The following is a 20,195-nucleotide window of genomic DNA, read 5'->3' as shown; positions in this document are numbered from 1 at the left end:
CTTTTAAATTTATTAGAGCACATCTGTATTTTTGTCATTACTTTGTTCTTTATCATTATCTATTTTATCTAAATCTTTATTTTTATCCTTGTTTTTATCCTTGTTTTTACCTTTAATTTTATCTTTGATTTTATCTTTTAATTTATCTTTATCATCTTTCTTTTCATCCTTATCATCATCTTCATTTTTGTTTTTGTCATCATCATTTTCTTCTTTATCGTCATCAGGTATACCAGTATGATAATCACATATTTCTCCAGGGACAGTTCCATCTATGAAGAATTCTAATTTAACACTACTTTTAGGACAAGAAGATGATGGAATTTTACCAGATTTACTACATACATATGCTTCTGTTATACCAGCAGGTTTTGGTATAGTTTTATATTCTAGATTTTTATGAGCTTCTGCCATTATAATCTTCCATACCAAAGCAGCATCGCTACTTCCTATATATCTACCAAATTCATTAGTAAAACTGGAGTAATCATCTTTTCCTATCCATACGGAAGCTGAATAATAAGGAGAAAGGCCACAGAACCACAAGTCAGCAGACATATTACTTGTACCTGTTTTACCTCTAGTCATTGGTCCAAAGTTTGCTTTAGATCCAGTAGCACCTGGCTCATAACTTACAGGTCCTTTTAATAAATCATAAAGTATATAAGCGGCTTCTGGAGACATAACCTTAGAAGATGAATACTTATTTTCTAACAATACTTTTCCGGTTCTATCAACTACCTTTTTATAAACAACAGGTTTAGATAAAGCACCTTTATTACCAAAAACACCATAAGCTGATGCCATACCTAATGTATTAGTACCACTTACTCCTGTTTTAGCACTTAGCTGACCTAAAGAAAGAGCAGAAATGCTAGTACTATCTGTTGAATCATCTATAGCTAATCCAAATTTTTTACCATATTCAGCACCAGTTTTTAATCCTAATTCATGTTCAATTCTAACAGAAACTACATTTTTGGATTTCATTAAAGCTTCTCTCAATGTCATTTTACCTTCATATATGTTTGGACTGTTTTTAGGATTATAAGGCTTTCCACCATTAGGATAGAGCCTACCTATATCCTCAGGAACTGGAGCATCATCATAACTAGTTGCTGCAGTAGAAGATTTAGTGTCGATAGCAGGTCCATAAACAGTTAATGGTTTTATAGTAGAACCTGGAGCTCTATAAAATTCTGTAGCTCTATTAAAGGATAAAGGAGGCTGTTTACCCCTTCCACCAATAAGAACTTTCACGTTACCAGTTTTATAATCCACTATAGATACAGAAGCTTCAGGTTGAATTATTCCATTATAATCTTTTGAATTAATTCCTAAAATTCCATCTAAATTATCTAAAGTATTTTGGGAAAAATCCTGCAGAGATTTATCCATAGTACCATATATTTTTAACCCACCATACATTATTGTCTTATCTGCTTCTGTAGAGCTTATCTTATATTTATCCATTAAATCTTTTTTTACTTGTTTAATAATCTCTCTAGAAAACCACTCATAATTTAATCTACTTATACTTATATTAGATGTTTTAAGAGGAATTTTGTTTTCATTTATATAGGATATTGACTTATCGTAGTCTTCTTTTGATATATAGTTATGTTCATACATTTTACCTAGTACTAGTTTAGTCCTGTTAATATATCTTTCTGTATTGTTTTGGCTCATTGCTGCATTGTAAAAAGTAGATGGACTCTGAGGTAAACCTGCAATAAATGCGCTTTCAATTAAATTTAAATCCTTAACACTTTTACTAAAATATTGTTTAGATGCTGCTTCAACACCGTAAGCACTTCCTCCTAAAGGTATAGTATTCATATAAGCTTCTAGAATTTGCTCCTTGCTTACTTTCTTTTCTAGTTGAAGAGATAAATACATTTCTTGTACTTTTCTTTTAATTTTAACCTCTTGGGAAAGTAATGTATTTCTTATAAGTTGCTGAGTTATAGTAGAGGCACCTTGTAGTGCAGAATTACCCTTTAATTTATTGGAAACATTTCTAAAGAAAGCTCCAAATATTCTTTTATAATCTATTCCTTTATGATTAAAAAAACGTTCATCTTCTATACTAATAAAGGCGTTTTTTAAATTATTAGGAACTTCTTCATAAGAAACTATTGTTCTGTAAGTGTCAGATATAACTGTGTCAACCAATTGATCCTTATCATCATATATAACAGAAGGTTCGCTTGGATTTAGAACCTTATCTACGTTTAAAGGGGGAGCTGCTTTTATCATAGCCAGACCTACTCCAGCTCCTGCAACACAAGAAAATAAAAAGATCATAAGCAAAGTAATAAGGGTTAACCTTAGGGCTTTATGTCCATTTTTTTTCTTTTTTCGCTTTCTAACATTAGCCATAATTTTCCTCCTGAAAATACTATTATTTAATTTTTAACTAATTATATCATACAATGTAGTTTTTATAAAATATTTAAATATTGGCGAATTAGTTAAAAGAATTCAGAATAATTCTTTGATAATACAAATATATCTTAAATAATAAGGTTATTTAGGATGTGATATTATAAATATAAAAAGAAAAATAATACTAATTGGAATATTATTAGTGTTTTCATCAATAATATTTTTATATAAATTAGATAAAATAATATCTCCTATAATATTAAATGCTGCAGATATAGAAATGAAAAATAAGACTACTGAAATAATAAATAAAACTGTACTAGAAAATTGTGAGAAAAATTTTGTTTATAATGAAATAATAAATATATACAAAGATGAATCAGGAAATATAAATATGATAAAAGCGGATACAATAAAATTAAATAAATTAGCTTGTGATGTGGCACTAGATTCTCAAAATAAATTAAAAGATTTTGGAACTAGAGGAGTTAAGCTTCCTGCAAGTTATATATTTAAAAACAATATAATATCTTTCTTTGGACCTAGTATAAAAGTTAAGATGCAGCCTATAGGATATACAGAAACAAAATACATTTCTGATTTCACTAGTGCAGGAATAAATCAAACAAACCATAAAATTTCAATGGAGGTAATTACCAATGTTAGAATAATAATACCCTTAAATAGTAAAGATATAGAAGTGAAAAAGCAGGTGCCTATTTCTGAAACTATAATAGTAGGAAGAGTGCCAGAAAGCTCTATAAATATGGAGATAGGAGAAACTACTTTTAAAACTAGATATTATCCATTAGAAGATTTTCATATTAAAAAACATAATTAGGGCTATTTCTTATAATGATTTAAATCATTATAAGAAATAGCCCTTTTCCTTAAATTTAGTTAAATTACTCTTCCCAATTAAAAATATAAGGTACATTTCTATAATAGTCCCCATAGTTTAATCCGTATCCAACTACAAAAACATCTGGGATTGAAAAACAACAATACTCAGGAACTAAATCAAGTTTTCTTCTTTCAGGTTTATCTAAAAGCACACAGGATTTAACTGAATTAGCGCCTAGGCTTTTAACATGATTTATAACAAAATCCATTGTTATTCCAGTATCTACTATATCATCTACAATTAGTACATCCATTCCTTTTATATCATCAGGTATGTCATTAACTATTTTAACCTTTCCAGTAGAAACTTCTTCATGTCCATAACTAGAAGTTGTCATAAACCCTATTTTTGTAGGTATTGTAATACATCTTACTAAATCTGATGCAAATATGAAACTTCCCCTTAATAAAGATAGAACGTATAAATTTTTTCCTTCATAATCTTCAGATATTTTTTTGCCCATGACTTCTACTTTTTTTTGTATTTCTTCTGATGTAATTAATATATTTCTTGTTTTTTCTTCCATAGCTACCTCCATATATAACCTTCATTAAATATTTACAATGTTGTTCTTATAGTATAGAATTATATAAAAGTTGTCAAGAAATACTTAGATTAAATGAACAATGAATGAAAATTTTCTTTCTTAAGTCAGAAAACCTTGTATTAAAGGACAATTGTTAATTGATTTTTAGTGAAAAAAGTTATTAAATAAAGGGGAGGAATAATTTTGATATATGGAAATACAGAGGGAATAAGGAATACTATTTTAGAAAAGCTAGAAGAAATATATAATATGGAGATTGCAAAAGACGAAATATGCAGTAAAGAATTAATAAGTATTTTGGCGTATTTTACGGACCTCATTGGAAGAGAAATAAGTATTGCAATAAATAGAAGAGGAAATATAGAAAGTATTACATTAGGAGATAGTAGTACAGTAGAACTGCCTATTTTAGAAATTAAAGAAAGAAAACTTTCAGGTATAAGAATAGTCCATACACATCCTAATGGTAATTCCACTCTATCTTCATTAGATTTGTCAGCATTACTTAAGTTAAAATTAGATTGTATAGCAGCTATTGGGGTTATGGATGGAAAAGTAAAGGATACGACTGTAGGATTTTGTGATGTTCAAAATGATAGTTTAAAGTATAATAATAGTAAAAAACTTAGTGTAGATGAATTTTTAAATATAAATATTTTAGAACGATTGGAATATATAGAAGATATTATAAAGAGTAGTAAGGTAGAAGAAGATTATGGAGAAAAGGCTATAATAGTTGGAATAGAAAATGAAGAAAGCTTGGATGAATTAGCAGAGCTTGTAAGAGCTTGTGAAGTATCTGTGGTAGGTAGAATTTTCCAAAAGAAAAGCAAAATGGATCCAGCCCTTTATATAGGTAGTGGTAAAGTTTCAGAGGTAGGACTTTTAGCGCAAAAAACTGGAGCAAATGTAGTGATATTTGACGATGAACTCTCTGGTTCACAACTTAGAAATTTAGAAAAGTATTTAGGAATAAAAGCTATAGATAGAACTACTCTTATATTAGAGATATTTTCTAAAAGGGCTAAAAGTAGAGAAGGAAAAATACAAGTAGAATTAGCTCAGTTAAAATACAGATTGCCAAGACTAATAGGGATGGGTGCAGTATTATCTAGAACAGGTGGAGGAATTGGAACAAGGGGACCAGGAGAACAAAAATTAGAAACAGATAGACGTCATATTAAAAATAGAATATATGATCTAACAAAGGAATTAGAAAAAATAAAGAAAATAAGAAATACTCAAAGGAGTTCTAGAAATGAAATTCCCAAAGTTTCACTAGTAGGATATACTAATTCAGGTAAATCCACTCTTAGAAACTATATGTATAATTTATTTCAGTCAAAAGAATTAAATAAAAAAGATAGTGTTTTAGAAGCAGATATGCTATTTGCAACTTTGGATACAACTACAAGAGCAATAAATCTGCCAGATAATAGAGTCATAACTCTAACAGATACTGTTGGGTTTATAAGAAAATTACCTCATGATTTAGTGGAATCTTTTAAATCTACATTAGAAGAGGTTATAGAATCAGATTTACTACTTCATGTGGTAGATATATCATCTGATCATTATTTAGAGCAAATAGAGGCTGTTAACAATGTATTAGAAGAATTAAATGCATTACATAAGCCAATTATACTTTTAATAAATAAAATAGATAAAATAGATAAAAATGAATTAGAAATTAAATTAGAAAATTTGAAAGAACATGAATATGTATGTATATCTGCAAAACAGGGAATAAATATAGATATATTATTAAAAGAAATAGTTAATAAATTACCCAATAAGCTTAAAAAGGTGGAATACTTAATTCCATACAATAAGCAAGATGTAGTTGCATATCTTCATAGAAATGCTAAAGTTAATGAACAAAAATATAAAGATAATGGAACGTATATATGTGCTGAAGTAGATGAGTTAGTATACAATGTATGTAATGAATATATGATTAAATAAATATTTGCGGGGGTTTTTTATGAGCATCTTAATTGAAAATATTATGATAGTTACTATGGATCAAGAACAGGATGTAATAGGGAAAGGATATATACTAATTAAAGATAATAAAATAAAAGAAGTGAATGTAGGAGAATATTTAGGCAAAGAAGAAAATTTATATAAAATAGATGGCAAGGATCATTGTGCTATGCCAGGATTAATAAATGCGCATACTCATGCTGGAATGACTATATTTAGAGGTTATGGAGAAGGGCTGCCTTTAATGAGATGGTTAAATGAAAAAATATGGCCTATAGAAAGTAAATTAAAAAATAATCATGTTAAAATAGCTACAGAATTAGCAGCATTAGAGATGTTAAGAAGTGGAACAACTTGTTTTAATGATATGTATTTTTATGAAGAAGAAGTTATAAAAGTTGCAAAAGAGTTTAACATAAGAGGTGTAATAGGCGTTTCTATAATGGGAGATAATTGGGAACATCAATTGAAAGAAGCAATAGATTTAGATAAAAAAATAAAAGAGGACAAAAGTGGATTAATAGATTCCATGATAGCACCTCATTCACCATACACTCTATCTATTGATGCATTAAAAACTATTGCAAAAGAGGCTAAATTAAAAAATAAAAATATTCATATACATATATCTGAAACTCAAGATGAAGTTAACATTATAAAAGAAAGATACAATAAAACCTCTTGTGAACTATTACAAGATATAGGTATATTTAATTCAAAAGTGGCAGGAGCTCACTGTGTGTATTTAACAGATAATGATATGAATATATTAAAAGAAAATGGAGCAAGCGTTATATACAATCCTCAAAGTAATATGAAATTAGCTAGTGGTATAGCAAGAATTGCTGAAATGAATGATATAGATATAAATGTATGCTTAGGTACAGATGGTACTTCTAGCAATAATAATCTAAATATGATAGAAGAAATGGAAACAGGGACAATACTTCAAAAGCTTTACTATAAAGATGCTACAAAACTAAATGCTAAGCAAGTATTAAAAATGGCTACATACAATGGGGCTATGGCTTTAATGAATGATAAAAAGTTAGGAAAGATAAAAGAAGATTATTTAGCAGATATTGTTTTGTTGGATTTAAATAAACCTAATATGATTCCTATAAATGATATTCATTCAAATATAGTGTTTTCGGCTAATGGTAGTGAAGTAGATTATGTAATAGTAAATGGTAATATTGTAATGGAAAAGGGTGAATTTAAACATATAGATGAAGAAAAAGTATTGCATAATTTTAAAGAAATGTGCAATGATATATTTAATAGACAGTAAAGATAATTATTTTTAAATAATAACTTCTATTGAAAAAACCAGGTATTTATACTATAATTACATTAAATTAATAATTTGTATAAAATAAGGAGGAATTAAAATGGATAAATATGTTTGTACTGTATGTGGATATATATATGATCCAGCAGTGGGAGATCCTGATAGTGGAGTAGCAGCAGGTACCCCATTTGCAGATATTCCAGATACTTGGGTATGTCCTCTATGTGGAGTAGGGAAAAGTGAATTTGAAAAAACAGAATAATAAATAAGGAATTTAAGTTATAAAAAGTGATTGGGTTTTTCCTGATCACTTTTTATATTTGATAAAATTTTTTATGATGGTTATAATTTAATTTTGCATTGACAATATGAAGGGGAAAGAGTATTATAATTGCATATACAATTTAGAAAAGAGTTTTTTAATTAATAAAATGTAGTTTTTAAAAGGGTTTAATATTAGTGAACTTTAAAATCTAACAAAAATTTGAATTATAAAAAAAAATAACTTTCAATATATAGAATTAAAATAGTCATAATTAAATTGTCAGAAAGGAATGAATTAGTGGTGATTAAAAAATTTAAAAGAGTTTTGGTGGCAAATAGAGGAGAAATAGCCATAAGGATTTTTAGGGCTTGTGAAGAGTTAGGTATAAGAACAGTTGCCATATATTCTAATGAAGATAAATTTTCTTTATTTAGAACAAAAGCAGATGAATCTTACCTTATAGGAAAAAACAAGGGCCCTGTTGAAGCATACTTAAATATTGATGAAATAATAAGTTTAGCCATTAAAAAGGGAGTAGATGCAATACATCCAGGATATGGTTTTCTTTCTGAAAACAGTGAATTTGCTAATAAATGTAGAGAGGCTGGAATTGAATTTATAGGTCCTACAGGGGATATAATAGAAAAATTAGGCGATAAAATTCAATCTAAGATAGTAGCTAGAAAAGCTGGTGTAAAAACTATTCCAGGAGTAGAAAAAGCTATAACATCTGAAGAAGAAGCTTTTAAAATAGCAAGAGAATGTGGCTATCCTGTTATGGTAAAAGCAGCTGCCGGTGGTGGCGGAAGAGGTATGAGAATTGTAAAAGAAGAAAAAGATTTAATTTCAACCTTTAATAATGCTAAAGATGAAGCTAGAAAAGCTTTTGGAATAGATAGTTTATTTATAGAAAAATATTTAGAGGGTCCAAAACATATAGAGGTTCAAATTTTAGGAGATAAATATGGAAATATAGTTCATTTATATGAAAGGGATTGTTCAATACAAAGGAGACATCAAAAAGTTGTGGAGTTTGCTCCGGCATTATCCATATCTGAGGAAAAGAGAGAACAAATTTGTGAGGATGCTTTAAAAATAGCTAGAGCTGTAGGATATGTAAATGCAGGTACTGTGGAATTCTTAGTAGATAAATATGGAAACCACTATTTCATAGAAGTTAATCCAAGAGTTCAAGTAGAACACACAATAACTGAAATGATAACAGGAATTGATATAGTTCAAAGTCAAATATTAATAGCTCAAGGATATAGTTTAGATTCACCAGAAATAAATATAAAATCTCAAGAAGATATAAGGAAAAGAGGATATGCAATACAATGTAGGGTAACCACAGAAGATCCTATGAACAATTTTGCACCAGATACGGGAAAAATAGATGTTTATAGAAGTGGATCTGGATTCGGTATAAGATTAGATGGAGGAAATGGATTTACAGGAGCTATAATAAGCCCATATTATGATAGTTTGCTAGTTAAAACCACAGCTTGGTCTAGAAGTTTTAAAGATGCAGCAAGTAAAGCAAAAAGATCTATAAGAGAGTTAAAAGTATCTGGAGTAAAAACTAATGTAGGTTTTTTAATAAATGTATTAAATCATCCAACATTTTTAAAAGGTGATTGTACTACTAATTTTATAAATGACAATCCAGAGTTATTTGATATAAATGCAAAAGCTGATAAAGAATTAAGACTTTTAAAATATATAGGAGAGAAAGTAGTTAACGAAACCCATGGAAACAAACCTAATTTTGATGTACCAGTAGTACCTAAAGTTTATAGTAATAAAGAAAAATATGGAACTAAGCAGATATTAGACAAAGAAGGGGCAAAAGGACTTGTAAACTGGATAAAAAATCAGGAAAAGCTTTTAATAACAGATACTACAATGAGAGATGCTCATCAATCTTTAATGGCTACTAGACTCAGAAGTAAAGATATGATAAAAATTGCAGAGGCTCAATCCAATTTAGCATCAGATCTTTTTTCTATGGAAATGTGGGGGGGAGCTACCTTTGATGTATCCTATAGATTTTTAAAGGAAGATCCTTGGAAAAGACTACAAGAACTTAGAAAGAGAATTCCAAATATTTTATTTCAAATGCTTATAAGAGGGGCAAATGGTGTAGGATATAAAAGTTATCCAGATAATGTTATAAGAGAGTTTATAAAAAAATCTGCAGAAAATGGAATAGATGTATTTAGAATATTCGATTCTTTAAACTGGTTAAAAGGTATTGAAGTAGCCATGGATGAAGTTTTAAACAATGGAAAAGTTGCAGAAGCATGTATTTGTTATACTGGGGATATTTTAGATGAAACTAGAGATAAATATACATTGAAATATTATGTAGATACAGCTAAGGAAATGGAAAAAATGGGGGCTCATATACTTGGTATAAAGGATATGTCTGCTCTTTTAAAACCATATGCAGCTTCAAAATTAATAAAGGCATTAAAAAATGAAATAAGTATTCCTATACATCTTCATACTCATGATACTACAGGAAATGGTGTAGCTACAATACTTATGGCAGCAGAAGCAGGAGTGGATATAGTTGATACAGCTTTTAGCAGTATGTCTGGATTAACTAGTCAGCCAGCTATGAACTCAGTTGTTGCTGCATTAAAAAATACAAATAGAGATAGTAAATTGGATTTAGATAATTTGCAACAAATATCAGATTACTGGACAGCAGTAAGACCAGTATATGCTCAATTTGAATCTGACTTAAAATCTGGAACTACAGAAATATATAAATATGAAATACCAGGAGGACAATATTCTAATTTAAAACCTCAAGTAGAAAGTTTTGGATTAGGACATAAATTTAATGAAATAAAAGAGATGTACAAAAAAGTAAATGATATGCTAGGAGATATAGTAAAAGTTACTCCATCTTCTAAAATGGTAGGGGATTTAGCTATATTTATGGTTAAAAATAATTTGACACCAGAAAATATATTAGAAAAGGGTGAAAGTATGGCTTTCCCTGATTCAGTGGTTTCATATTTTAAAGGGATGATGGGACAGCCTAATGGCGGGTTCCCAAAAAAACTTCAAAATATAGTTTTAAAGGAAGATAAACCTATAAATGCAAGACCAGGAGAACTTTTAGAACCAGTAGATTTTAATGAAATAAAAAAATATTTACAAGATAAATATAAAAAAGAATTTACAGACGAGGAAATAATGAGTTATGCACTATATCCAGATGTATTTGAAGATTATTTAAAATATATACAAGAATATGGAAATTTAACTAATATGGGTAGTGATGTGTTTTTCCATGGTTTGAGAGAAGGAGAAACTAGTGAAATTGAAATCGAAGAAGGAAAGACACTTATAGTTAGACTTCTTGAAATAGGAAAATTGCATAATGGTAAAAGAAATTTAGTATTTGAAGTTAATGGAAATAGGCGAGAAATACAAATATTAGATAAGGCTAACAATTTAAAGAATCTACAACAAGAAGATCATATAGCTATGGCAGATAAAGAAGACAAATCTCAAATAGGAGCAAGTATACCTGGAAGCATAAGTAAGATACTTGTTAAAGAAGGAGACACTGTAAAAAAAGGAGATGGCATAGCAGTAATAGAAGCTATGAAAATGGAAACTAATATAGTATCTAATGTAAGTGGTAAGGTTAAAAAAATATTTGTAAAAGAGAATGAACAGGTAAAAGTAGGACAATTAATAGTAAAAATAGGAGAATAAATATATATAATAAAATTATATGGAATGATGTGTAATTTAGCATCATTCCATTTTTTTGAATATAAAAAACATATAGTGCAAAAATTAACACTATGAGAGGAGTGATATCTATGGAAAAAGTATGTCCAGTATGTAATAGCCTTTATACAGTAAAGGATAAATGTGATAATTGTAATGGTATTATGGAGAATAAAGGTAGAGCAGATGAATATATGGACCCCTATAGTAATCAAATGCCAATAAGTGATAGTAGAGATTATTGCATACATATATTTGAATGTACAAATTGCAAGAAGTTTTATAGAAAACGTATAAGTAAAGTAGGCGTATAATAAAATTTTGCGCCACAAAATTTTTATAGAGGACAATTGACAGAGGACAGAGGACAGAGGACAATGAAGGATGATTGACAACTATCCTTAATTCTCCATTCTCCACTTTCCATTTTCAATTATATCTACATTGACATTTTTATTGATGGCTCGTTAAAGCTTTGCTAAACATCGCTTTAGCTCTTACAAAAGCTCATATAATCAAGGATTTTTGCAACAAAGTAAAAAAATCCTCAATAATTATTCATTGTTCGCTGTTCATTATTCATTAATCAACGGCAGCCTATCGGCTTGCGACACAGTCGCTAGATTAATAGCAAGTAATTAAAATAAATTATTATATAAAGATTAATTTATTTTAAATCTGGTCAGATTTTATAAAATTAAAGATTTTCTGTAGCAAAGCGGAGGAAAATATTCCTTCATTGTCCTATGTCAATTGTCCTCTGTCATCTGTTAAAAAAATTACATCGTAATTTTTTTATATTGTACTTTTACAACGTATTATTATATAATATAAGATAATTTAAAATTCATATTGCACTTTAAGGGGGGCGCGTTATTGTGTATAGGACTATAATGCAATATCAAGACGTATTTAATAGGTTAGTTAATAAGTTGAAAAGCAAAGACGAAATCTTAGCAGTGATGGTATTTGGGAGTATTGTAACTGGAGATTTGTGGGATGAGTCTGATATAGATTTATTTGTAATTACAAATAAAAATATGAATGGTATAAGAAATATATATATAGAGGAAGATAATATATCCGTTCATGTTAAATTAATGAATAAAAATACCTTTGTAGCATTGGTTAACAAGAATATTAAAGGTGGATATGTTCATAGAATATTTACTTCTTGTAAATTAGTTTTTTCAAAAGACAGGGATATAACTAATTTATATGATAGAGGAAGATATTATCCAGATATAGATAGAGAAAGATGGAATATGGTTTATTTAAGTAATTCTTTAAAAAGTATAGGAGTTTGTAAGAAATATTTAGTAAATGATGGAGTTTACACTGCATATATATCTGTAGTTAAGGCAATAGAGGAGTTTTCAAAACTATATGTAAATTTATCAGGTTATATGATAAGCAAAGATGCTATAACTATGGCAGTAAGTTTAAATAAGGACTTTAAACAATACGTAGATGATTTATTTTTTAATAGAGAAGAAGTTCATGATAGCATAAAAAGAATAATAGATTTTATGGAAGAAAACATAAATAAAAATATTAGGAAAACTACGGCTATATTATTAGAATATATGAGAAAAAAGGATGAATTCTTAAGTGCAGAAGATATTATGCATGATCCTTTGTTTAAAAACTTTGATATTTCATTAGAAGATATATTAGAGAGACTTTATGAAAATGAAATAATAAAAAGAGAAACTAGAGACTATAAAACTGAAGATGGTGAAACACTATTTAAAGAAAATGTTTATTATTTATAGTTTAAAATTGGAGTTGTTGCACTAAGGAATTTACATACAATATGTTGATTTATAAATTTTAAATTGGCACAATATATTGTAGCGTTTATTATTAATGCAACAACTCTTTTTTTTCTAAATTAAAATAAGGGGATTATATGTTATGGATAAATATAGTATATCGTTTGAAAATATAAAAATATCAAAATATGAAAAAATAGCTCAACATATAAAAAAACTAATAGATAAAAATATAATAAAAGATGGAGAAAAATTACCATCAATAAGAAAATTAGCTGTTTTTCTTAAAGTAAATAATACTACCATAGTAAATGCCTATAAAAAACTAGAAGAAGAGGGATATGCTACTCAAAAGGTTGGTAGTGGTACTTATGCTAAAAGAAAAGAAATAAGTATAAATATAAACAAAAAATATGGCAAAGTAGTAAGAAAGATAAATCTTAAAGGGGTAGAAAACTATATAGATTTTTCTGGAGAAGCTGCTTGTAGTGATACTTTTCCTATAGAACCGTTTAAAAAGGTTATAAATGAAGTATTAGATAGAGATGGTACAAAAGCTTTAGTATATCAAGAGGCTCTAGGATATGAAGGATTAAGAAATTCAATAAACAAATATTTTTGGAATGATAAAATAGATATTAACAATATTTTAGTAGTTTCAGGAGCACAACAGGGTATAGACATAGTATCTAAATCCATTGTTAATGTTAGTGATAATATAATTATAGAGAGACCTACTTATGGCGGAGCTATAGCTGTATTTAAATGGAGAAGAGCAAATATATTAGAAGTTCCTATGGAAGAAGATGGAATGGATTTAGATTATTTAGAGGATTTAGTTAAAAAAAATAAAGTTAAAATTGTTTATGTAATGAGTTATTTTCAAAATCCCACAGGTATTGTTTATAGCTTGCAAAAGAAACAAAGACTTTTAAATATGGCTGAAATTTATGATTTTTACATCATAGAAGATGATTATCTTTCAGAATTAATATATAATGATGATAAATACATAAGTTTTAAAAGCATGGATAGAAATGATAGAGTTATATATATTAAAAGTTTTTCTAAGATATTTTTACCAGGAATAAGACTAGGATATATGATTACTCCAAATAAATTTAGAGATGTAATTCAGAATTCAAAAATAAATACGGATATAGCCACTTCTAGTTTAATGCAAAGAGTTCTAGATATATATATAAGAAAAGATGTTTGGAAAGGTTATATAGAAAAATTAAATAGTATGTATAAAAGTAGATATTTGTTTATAAAAGATAATATAAAAGATTTAGAAAAATATCTAGATATATATGTGCCAACAGGTGGATTACATATATATGCTACAATTAAAAATCCTAGTATAAATTGTTTAGAACTTTTTAAAATATTAAAAGAAGAAGGTGTACTTATAACACCAGGAGTTATATTTTATAAAAAACCTGAAGAAGGTATGAGGTATTTTAGAATAAGTTTTTCACAAACTAGCATAGAAGATATAAAAAAAGGTTTTAAAATTATAGAAAAAGTATTAAAAGAATGGAATTAGGTGAAATAAAAATGAGAAAAGGCTTATTAAAAGTGGATTGGAATAATGTACAACAATATTCCAATGAAGAAATAACTTATTTTTTATTTCTAGAAGGTAAAAATATAGATACAATATGTAAAATAAGAAATATGAGTAAACAAGAAGTACAGAATCATATAATTCATGGTAAAATAAAATATAGTTTTTTTGTGAAAAGCCAGGATGAAAAGGAATTACTAAAAAATATAGGTAAAGCAGGTAAGTTAGATAAACTAAGTTTATTACAATCTTTAGAAGAAAAAATAAAGAAAAATTTATTGAATTATATAAAAAATAATTATGCTGATATGCCACCGAAAGATAAGGAAACAGCTGTATGGATTGTGGGAGAATTAAAAGCAACAAATTGTAATAATGTACTTTTAAAGGGATCTGTTCACAAGTTTATAAACATAAGGAGAATGGCCATATCTGCCATGGGAAAAATAGCTCATGAAGATTTTGAAATACCTTTAATAAGAGCATTAGATGATGATAATCCACAGGTGGTTTTGTATGCTATAAAAGCTTTAGGGAAAATAAAAAGTAAAAAGGCAATAGACAAAATAAAAACCTTAGAAGAAAAATGGGACAAAAATTATATAAAAAATGCTTGTGAAAATTATACAGAAGTTTTGAAAGAAGAGGATTCTAATTTAAAGAGGTGAGTTAATGGCTTATTATACTATAAAAAATACAGTTAGTACAGAATTTGAAGAAAGAAAATCTACATTTATAGGTCATGCAAAAAGGGTCTATACAGAAGATGAAGCAAAAGAATTTATAGATAAAATAAAAAAAGAACATAGTAGCGCTACTCATAATGTATATGCATATATTATTGGAGAAAATATGGGAATACAAAGATATACTGACGATGGTGAACCACAGGGAACAGCAGGGGTACCTGTATTAGATGTTATTAAAAAAAATGGGATAACGAATGTTGTAATTGTGGTAACTAGATATTTTGGAGGTATATTACTAGGAAAAGGTGGATTAGTAAGAGCCTATAGTAAGGGAGCAGCTCAAGCTATTCATGAAGCAGAAATAGTACAAAGAGTTGAAGGTTTTTCTTATCATATATTCATAGAATATGATATTTTAGGGAAAGTACAATATATTTGTGAACAAAATAACTGGCATATAGAAGAGAGCATTTATACAGATAAAGTTGAAATAATAATATATTGTACAAATGAAATGAAAAATAATATAAATAAAGAAGTTGTACAAGCAACTTCAGGAAAATGTGATTTTAAAATTGATAATGAGGGATACTATTTTAAAATTGAAAATAGATTATATAAGGGAGAATAGCAGATTATATTTGAGAAAAATATATTATATATGATATAATTATTTAGTGTTTTTTCTTAGGATATAGATGAATTAACCTTTATTCTAGCATATAAAAAGGAGGAGATAGAATGTCAGGACATTCTAAGTGGCATAATATACAAGCTAAAAAGGGAAAAATGGATGCTAAAAGAGGAAAAATCTTTACTAAAATAGGAAGAGAATTGATAATAGCATCAAAAGAGGGTGGATCTAATCCAGATACTAATAGTAAATTGAGAGATATTATAGCTAAAGCTAGAGCGAATAATATGCCTCAAGATACCATAACAAGAGCCATAAAAAAAGGAGCAGGAGAACTAGAGGGGGTTGACTATGAAGAAATGACTTACGAAGGATATGGACCTAATGGTGTAGCCTTTGTAGTATCAACTTTAACAGATAACAAAAATAGAACAGCAGGAAATGTAAGAGCAGCTTTTTCAAAACATGGAGGTAACTTAGGGGAAACAGGATGTGTAGGTTGGATGTTCCAATCTAAAGGACAGTTGATTATAGAAAGAAATGAAGATATGGATGAAGATGAAGTCATGATGATAGCATTAGATGCTGGAGCTGAAGATTTTGAAGCGTCAGAAGAAGTTTTTGAAATAATAACTTCACCAGAAGATTTTGGAGAAGTTAGAGAAAAGTTAGAAGCTGAAGGTTTTGAATTCTTATCTGCAGAAGTTACAATGATTCCAGATACAACTATTGAAATACCTATGGAACGAGCAGAAGGTCTTCAAAAACTTATAGATAAACTTGAAGATGATGATGATGTTCAAAATGTTTACCACAATGCTGAATTCCCAGAGGAATGGGAAGGCTAAAAGTAAAAAAACAAACCACTTTCAATAGGGATACAAGTTGTCTCTATTGAAAGTGGTTTTAATTTATAAAAGATATTTTATTCATAATCTTCTAAACGTGCTAAAGCTTCTTCTCTTGTATTGCATTGAAAGTATTTATCACCTTTAGTTAAAAGTTCAATATCCTGTTCTTTTAAATGTTCTATTTTTTTCTTAGTTACATCTTTTTCTTCATTTTCTATAAACATGTTTCCGAATTTATCTGTTTTATAAATAGCTAAATGTTCTCCTTTTATCCCAAGTACATATTTGTTTGGGGAATATTTATCTATCTCTCTTACTAAAATTGCTTTATCTGGAGTAAAGCTTTCTATAACATACCCATCTTTACTAAATTTTAATTCTATTTCTTTTCTTGTTTTTTCTTTAAGATCAGAAATATCTTTTAGCTTTTGGGTTTTATCAATTAATAAATCTCCACTTTTCATATACTTGGTTTTTAATATGATGGAGCCATCGTCTTTTAATGTATTTTCTTTTTCTACTTGTAGATTTATATCATTGTTTTTTTGATTGATACTATTTACTTGCAATTTACCATCATCATTAACATTCTTTTTTATTTTAACTGTGGAAATATAATAGGTTAAACTAAATATAGAAATACATAGCATAATTCCTATTATAAAATACAATCTTCTCTTCTTAAATATATCCATTTTATCACTCTCCTATAGGATATTATTGACAGTTAAACAATGTTATATACATCTTTTTTCTTGAATTAGCTATATTATAGTGGTAAAGTTATAATGGATAAATTTTAGTATAATGTATAAGGAGTTGGAGAACGTGTATGACTACATAAAAGGAATATATAAAGGAATGCATAAAGATTATATAATAGTAGAAAATAATGGCATAGGATATAAGATATTTACTTCAGGCAATACTTTATATGAAACTCCTAAAAAAGATGAAGAAATAAAATTATATATTCAACAAATACTAAGAGATGATTCTATAAATTTATATGGTTTTTTTACAAAAGAAGAAAGGGACATGTTTAATTTATTAATGACTATAAGTGGAGTAGGAGCTAAATCATCTTTATCTTTACTTTCTGTAACTAGTATTAATAAATTAAAATACTCAATTGTAACAGAAGATACAAAACTTTTAACAAAGGCACCAGGTATAGGGAAAAAAACAGCAGAGAGAATAATATTAGAATTAAAAGATAAATTTAAAAATGATGATATAATTTCAGATATTGATGATATAGATGGTGTGAATAATTTACAGATGAATTGTGTTGAAGCTCTAGCAGCTCTAATGTCTCTTGGATATTCTCAAAAAGAAGCAGAGAAAGCTTTGAAAAATGTAGATAAAGAAAATAGTTTAGAAGATATAATAAAGGAATGTTTAAAATATTTAATGGGATGAAAGGGATGATTTATGTTGGATAATAGATTTGTAACCCCCTTAAGTATTGAAGAAGATGCAGACATTGAATATAATTTAAGACCCACTCAGTTAGAAGAATATATAGGTCAGAGTAAGGTAAGAGAAAAACTTAGAATATTTATAAAAGCTGCTAAAAATAGAGGTGAATCTTTAGACCATGTATTATTATACGGTCCTCCCGGATTAGGAAAGACTACTTTGGCAAATATAATAGCTAAAGAGATGAAGGGAAATTTAAAGATAACTTCTGGTCCGGCTATAGAAAGGGCAGGGGATTTAGCAGCTATTTTAACAACTCTAAATGAACATGATGTGCTTTTTATAGATGAAATTCACAGATTAAATAGAGCAGTAGAAGAAATATTGTATCCTGCCATGGAAGATTATGCTTTAGATATAGTTATTGGAAAAGGGGCTGCTGCCAAATCCATAAGATTAGACTTACCACAGTTTACTCTTATAGGGGCTACTACAAGGGTAGGGCTTTTAACAGCACCTCTAAGAGATAGATTTGGGGTTTTATGTCCTATGGAATTTTATAATGAAGGGGAATTAAAGGATATTATAATAAGATCTTCTAAAATATTAAATATAAAAATACAGGAAGAGGCGGCTTATGAGTTAGCAAGGCGCTCTCGTGGAACTCCAAGAATTGCAAATAGGATATTAAAGAGGGTAAGAGACTATTCGGAAGTTATGGGAGATGGAATAATAGATTTAAATATGACTAATAAAGCATTAGAACTTTTAGAAATAGATAAAGAGGGATTTGATAGTATAGACACCAAGATATTAAAGGCTATACTAGATAATTTCAATGGAGGACCAGTAGGATTAGAAACTCTTGCTTATTTTATTGGTGAAGAATTAGATACGATAGAAGATGTTTATGAACCGTATTTACTTCAGAAGGGATTTATTATGAGAACTCCTAGGGGAAGGGTAGCAACTGAAAAGACCTATAAGCATTTTAAAAGAGATATAAAAAAAGAAAATATAAACCAATATAAATTTAAAATATAGGATAGTAGATTTTAAAGCTAAGGAGAGGAAATAATGAAAGCAAAAGATTTTGATTACTATTTACCAGAAGAATTAATAGCGCAACATCCTTTAGAAAAAAGAGATGAATGTAGATTAATGATATTAGATAAGGAAACAGGACAGGTGGAGCATAAGGTTTTTAAAGATATATTAGATTATTTAAATAAGGGGGACTGTCTTGTACTAAATGATACAAGAGTAATGCCTGCAAGATTAATTGGAGAAAAAGAAGAAACTAGAGGTAAAATGGAATTTCTACTTTTAAAAAGAAAAGATAAAGATACCTGGGAGACTTTAGTTAAACCAGGGAAAAGAGCCAAAATAGGCAGTAGATTTGTCTTTGGACAAGGAGAGTTAAAAGCTGAAGTTATAGGCATGGGAGAAGAAGGAAGCAGAATAGTTAAATTTCAATATGAGGGTGTTTTTGAAGAAGTTCTAGATAGACTTGGACAAATGCCTTTACCTCCATATATAACAGAGAAGTTAGAGGATAAAGAGAAGTATCAAACTGTTTACTCAAAAGAAACTGGTTCGGCAGCGGCACCTACTGCAGGATTACATTTTACTGAAGAATTATTAAATAAAATAAAAGAAAAAGGAATTAAAATAGCATTTTTAACATTACATGTAGGCCTTGGAACTTTTAGACCAGTGAAAGAGGAAGAAATAGAAAATCATATAATGCATTCTGAATATTATAGCATAAATAAAGAAACAGCAGATATAATTAATTCTACGAAGGAAAATGGAGGAAGAGTTATAGCAGTAGGAACTACTTCTTGTAGAACATTAGAAACATTAGGTACTAAATATGGTAAAGTTATTGAAGATTCAGGATGGACTGATATTTTTATGTATCCAGGTTATGAATTTAAGGTTACAGACGCATTAATAACAAATTTTCATCTTCCACAATCTACTTTAATAATGTTAGTAAGTGCTTTATGTGGAAGAGAAAAAGTTTTAAATGCCTACGAAATAGCAGTTAAAGAAAGATATAGATTCTTTAGTTTTGGAGATGCTATGTTTGTAAAATAGAAATTATTTATATA

17 protein-coding genes are annotated in these 20,195 nt (G+C 28.3%); 14 read left to right on the top strand and 3 right to left on the bottom strand.

Annotated features, from left to right (window positions below):
* Positions 1-12: 12 nt before the first annotated feature.
* Positions 13-2,382: a transglycosylase domain-containing protein gene (locus CKV72_RS09240; protein ID WP_095178111.1), complete on the bottom strand. Its 2,370-nt coding sequence runs from the start codon at positions 2,380-2,382 to the stop codon at positions 13-15.
* A 208-nt stretch (positions 2,383-2,590) separates the two neighbouring features.
* Between CKV72_RS09240 and yunB the strand changes: the two genes are divergently transcribed.
* The gene (gene yunB / locus CKV72_RS09235) at positions 2,591-3,229 is read left to right on the top strand and encodes a sporulation protein YunB (protein WP_238056624.1); all 639 of its coding nucleotides are present in this window, start codon (positions 2,591-2,593) and stop codon (positions 3,227-3,229) included.
* 64 nt (positions 3,230-3,293) lie between these two features.
* Here yunB and hpt read toward each other — a convergent pair whose 3' ends face one another.
* Entirely contained in the window at positions 3,294-3,818 is a 525-nt protein-coding gene (gene hpt / locus CKV72_RS09230; protein ID WP_095178391.1) for a hypoxanthine phosphoribosyltransferase, read from the bottom strand.
* A 204-nt stretch (positions 3,819-4,022) separates the two neighbouring features.
* Between hpt and hflX the strand changes: the two genes are divergently transcribed.
* The 10 genes from hflX (at position 4,023) to CKV72_RS09180 (ending at position 16,653) form a co-directional block, all read left to right on the top strand.
* Positions 4,023-5,804 carry a GTPase HflX gene (hflX, locus tag CKV72_RS09225; RefSeq protein WP_089865476.1) on the top strand — a complete coding sequence of 594 codons (1,782 nt, stop codon included), beginning with the start codon at positions 4,023-4,025 and terminating at the stop codon, positions 5,802-5,804.
* A gap of 19 nt (positions 5,805-5,823) precedes the next feature.
* Positions 5,824-7,116, top strand: a complete 1,293-nt coding sequence (locus CKV72_RS09220) for an amidohydrolase (RefSeq protein WP_095178110.1) — start codon at positions 5,824-5,826, stop codon at positions 7,114-7,116.
* Between the two features lie 100 nt (positions 7,117-7,216).
* On the top strand, positions 7,217-7,378 hold the full coding sequence (gene rd / locus CKV72_RS09215) for a rubredoxin (RefSeq protein WP_095178109.1): 162 nt from the start codon (positions 7,217-7,219) through the stop codon (positions 7,376-7,378).
* Positions 7,379-7,684: 306 nt separating this feature from the next.
* Positions 7,685-11,119 carry a pyruvate carboxylase gene (locus tag CKV72_RS09210; RefSeq protein WP_174209108.1) on the top strand — a complete coding sequence of 1,145 codons (3,435 nt, stop codon included), beginning with the start codon at positions 7,685-7,687 and terminating at the stop codon, positions 11,117-11,119.
* 110 nt (positions 11,120-11,229) lie between these two features.
* Positions 11,230-11,451 carry a hypothetical protein gene (locus CKV72_RS09205; RefSeq protein ID WP_089865462.1) on the top strand — a complete coding sequence of 74 codons (222 nt, stop codon included), beginning with the start codon at positions 11,230-11,232 and terminating at the stop codon, positions 11,449-11,451.
* Between the two features lie 564 nt (positions 11,452-12,015).
* Positions 12,016-12,912, top strand: a complete 897-nt coding sequence (locus CKV72_RS09200; protein WP_095178108.1) for a nucleotidyltransferase domain-containing protein — start codon at positions 12,016-12,018, stop codon at positions 12,910-12,912.
* Positions 12,913-13,054: 142 nt separating this feature from the next.
* The gene (gene pdxR, locus CKV72_RS09195; protein ID WP_095178107.1) at positions 13,055-14,461 is read left to right on the top strand and encodes a MocR-like pyridoxine biosynthesis transcription factor PdxR; all 1,407 of its coding nucleotides are present in this window, start codon (positions 13,055-13,057) and stop codon (positions 14,459-14,461) included.
* Between the two features lie 11 nt (positions 14,462-14,472).
* On the top strand, positions 14,473-15,150 hold the full coding sequence (locus CKV72_RS09190) for a HEAT repeat domain-containing protein (RefSeq protein ID WP_089865453.1): 678 nt from the start codon (positions 14,473-14,475) through the stop codon (positions 15,148-15,150).
* 4 nt (positions 15,151-15,154) lie between these two features.
* Positions 15,155-15,802 (top strand): YigZ family protein, encoded by a 648-nt coding sequence (locus tag CKV72_RS09185; protein WP_095178106.1) that lies wholly within the window; start codon positions 15,155-15,157, stop codon positions 15,800-15,802.
* A gap of 110 nt (positions 15,803-15,912) precedes the next feature.
* On the top strand, positions 15,913-16,653 hold the full coding sequence (locus CKV72_RS09180) for a YebC/PmpR family DNA-binding transcriptional regulator (RefSeq protein ID WP_089865447.1): 741 nt from the start codon (positions 15,913-15,915) through the stop codon (positions 16,651-16,653).
* A 77-nt stretch (positions 16,654-16,730) separates the two neighbouring features.
* On the opposite strand, the gene CKV72_RS09175 is transcribed toward CKV72_RS09180, so the two are convergent.
* On the bottom strand, positions 16,731-17,351 hold the full coding sequence (locus CKV72_RS09175) for a hypothetical protein (protein WP_095178105.1): 621 nt from the start codon (positions 17,349-17,351) through the stop codon (positions 16,731-16,733).
* A gap of 133 nt (positions 17,352-17,484) precedes the next feature.
* Between CKV72_RS09175 and ruvA the strand changes: the two genes are divergently transcribed.
* The 3 genes from ruvA to queA are packed head-to-tail and all read left to right on the top strand — an operon-like array spanning position 17,485 to position 20,181.
* Positions 17,485-18,078 (top strand): Holliday junction branch migration protein RuvA, encoded by a 594-nt coding sequence (gene ruvA / locus CKV72_RS09170; protein WP_095178104.1) that lies wholly within the window; start codon positions 17,485-17,487, stop codon positions 18,076-18,078.
* A gap of 12 nt (positions 18,079-18,090) precedes the next feature.
* Positions 18,091-19,122 (top strand): Holliday junction branch migration DNA helicase RuvB, encoded by a 1,032-nt coding sequence (gene ruvB, locus CKV72_RS09165; RefSeq protein WP_420896634.1) that lies wholly within the window; start codon positions 18,091-18,093, stop codon positions 19,120-19,122.
* A 33-nt stretch (positions 19,123-19,155) separates the two neighbouring features.
* A complete protein-coding gene (gene queA, locus CKV72_RS09160; RefSeq protein WP_095178102.1) occupies positions 19,156-20,181 on the top strand; it encodes a tRNA preQ1(34) S-adenosylmethionine ribosyltransferase-isomerase QueA in 1,026 nt (341 codons plus the stop codon).
* Positions 20,182-20,195: the final 14 nt, after the last annotated feature.

This window comes from Clostridium cochlearium, assembly GCF_900187165.1.
Lineage (GTDB): Bacteria > Bacillota > Clostridia > Clostridiales > Clostridiaceae > Clostridium_G > Clostridium_G cochlearium.
This window is presented reverse-complemented; position numbering and strand designations above follow the sequence as displayed.

What these genes read in the sequence shown, in the direction of transcription:
- CKV72_RS09240 (WP_095178111.1), bottom strand. Translation starts at nt 2,382, where the DNA reads ATGGCTAATGTTAGAAAGCGAAAAAAGAAAAAAAATGGACATAAAGCC.
- hpt (WP_095178391.1), bottom strand. Translation starts at nt 3,818, where the DNA reads ATGGAAGAAAAAACAAGAAATATATTAATTACATCAGAAGAAATACAA.
- CKV72_RS09220 (WP_095178110.1), top strand. Translation starts at nt 5,824, where the DNA reads ATGAGCATCTTAATTGAAAATATTATGATAGTTACTATGGATCAAGAA.
- rd (WP_095178109.1), top strand. Translation starts at nt 7,217, where the DNA reads ATGGATAAATATGTTTGTACTGTATGTGGATATATATATGATCCAGCA.
- CKV72_RS09205 (WP_089865462.1), top strand. Translation starts at nt 11,230, where the DNA reads ATGGAAAAAGTATGTCCAGTATGTAATAGCCTTTATACAGTAAAGGAT.
- pdxR (WP_095178107.1), top strand. Translation starts at nt 13,055, where the DNA reads ATGGATAAATATAGTATATCGTTTGAAAATATAAAAATATCAAAATAT.
- CKV72_RS09190 (WP_089865453.1), top strand. Translation starts at nt 14,473, where the DNA reads ATGAGAAAAGGCTTATTAAAAGTGGATTGGAATAATGTACAACAATAT.
- CKV72_RS09185 (WP_095178106.1), top strand. Translation starts at nt 15,155, where the DNA reads ATGGCTTATTATACTATAAAAAATACAGTTAGTACAGAATTTGAAGAA.
- CKV72_RS09180 (WP_089865447.1), top strand. Translation starts at nt 15,913, where the DNA reads ATGTCAGGACATTCTAAGTGGCATAATATACAAGCTAAAAAGGGAAAA.
- CKV72_RS09175 (WP_095178105.1), bottom strand. Translation starts at nt 17,351, where the DNA reads ATGGATATATTTAAGAAGAGAAGATTGTATTTTATAATAGGAATTATG.
- ruvB (WP_420896634.1), top strand. Translation starts at nt 18,091, where the DNA reads ATGTTGGATAATAGATTTGTAACCCCCTTAAGTATTGAAGAAGATGCA.
- queA (WP_095178102.1), top strand. Translation starts at nt 19,156, where the DNA reads ATGAAAGCAAAAGATTTTGATTACTATTTACCAGAAGAATTAATAGCG.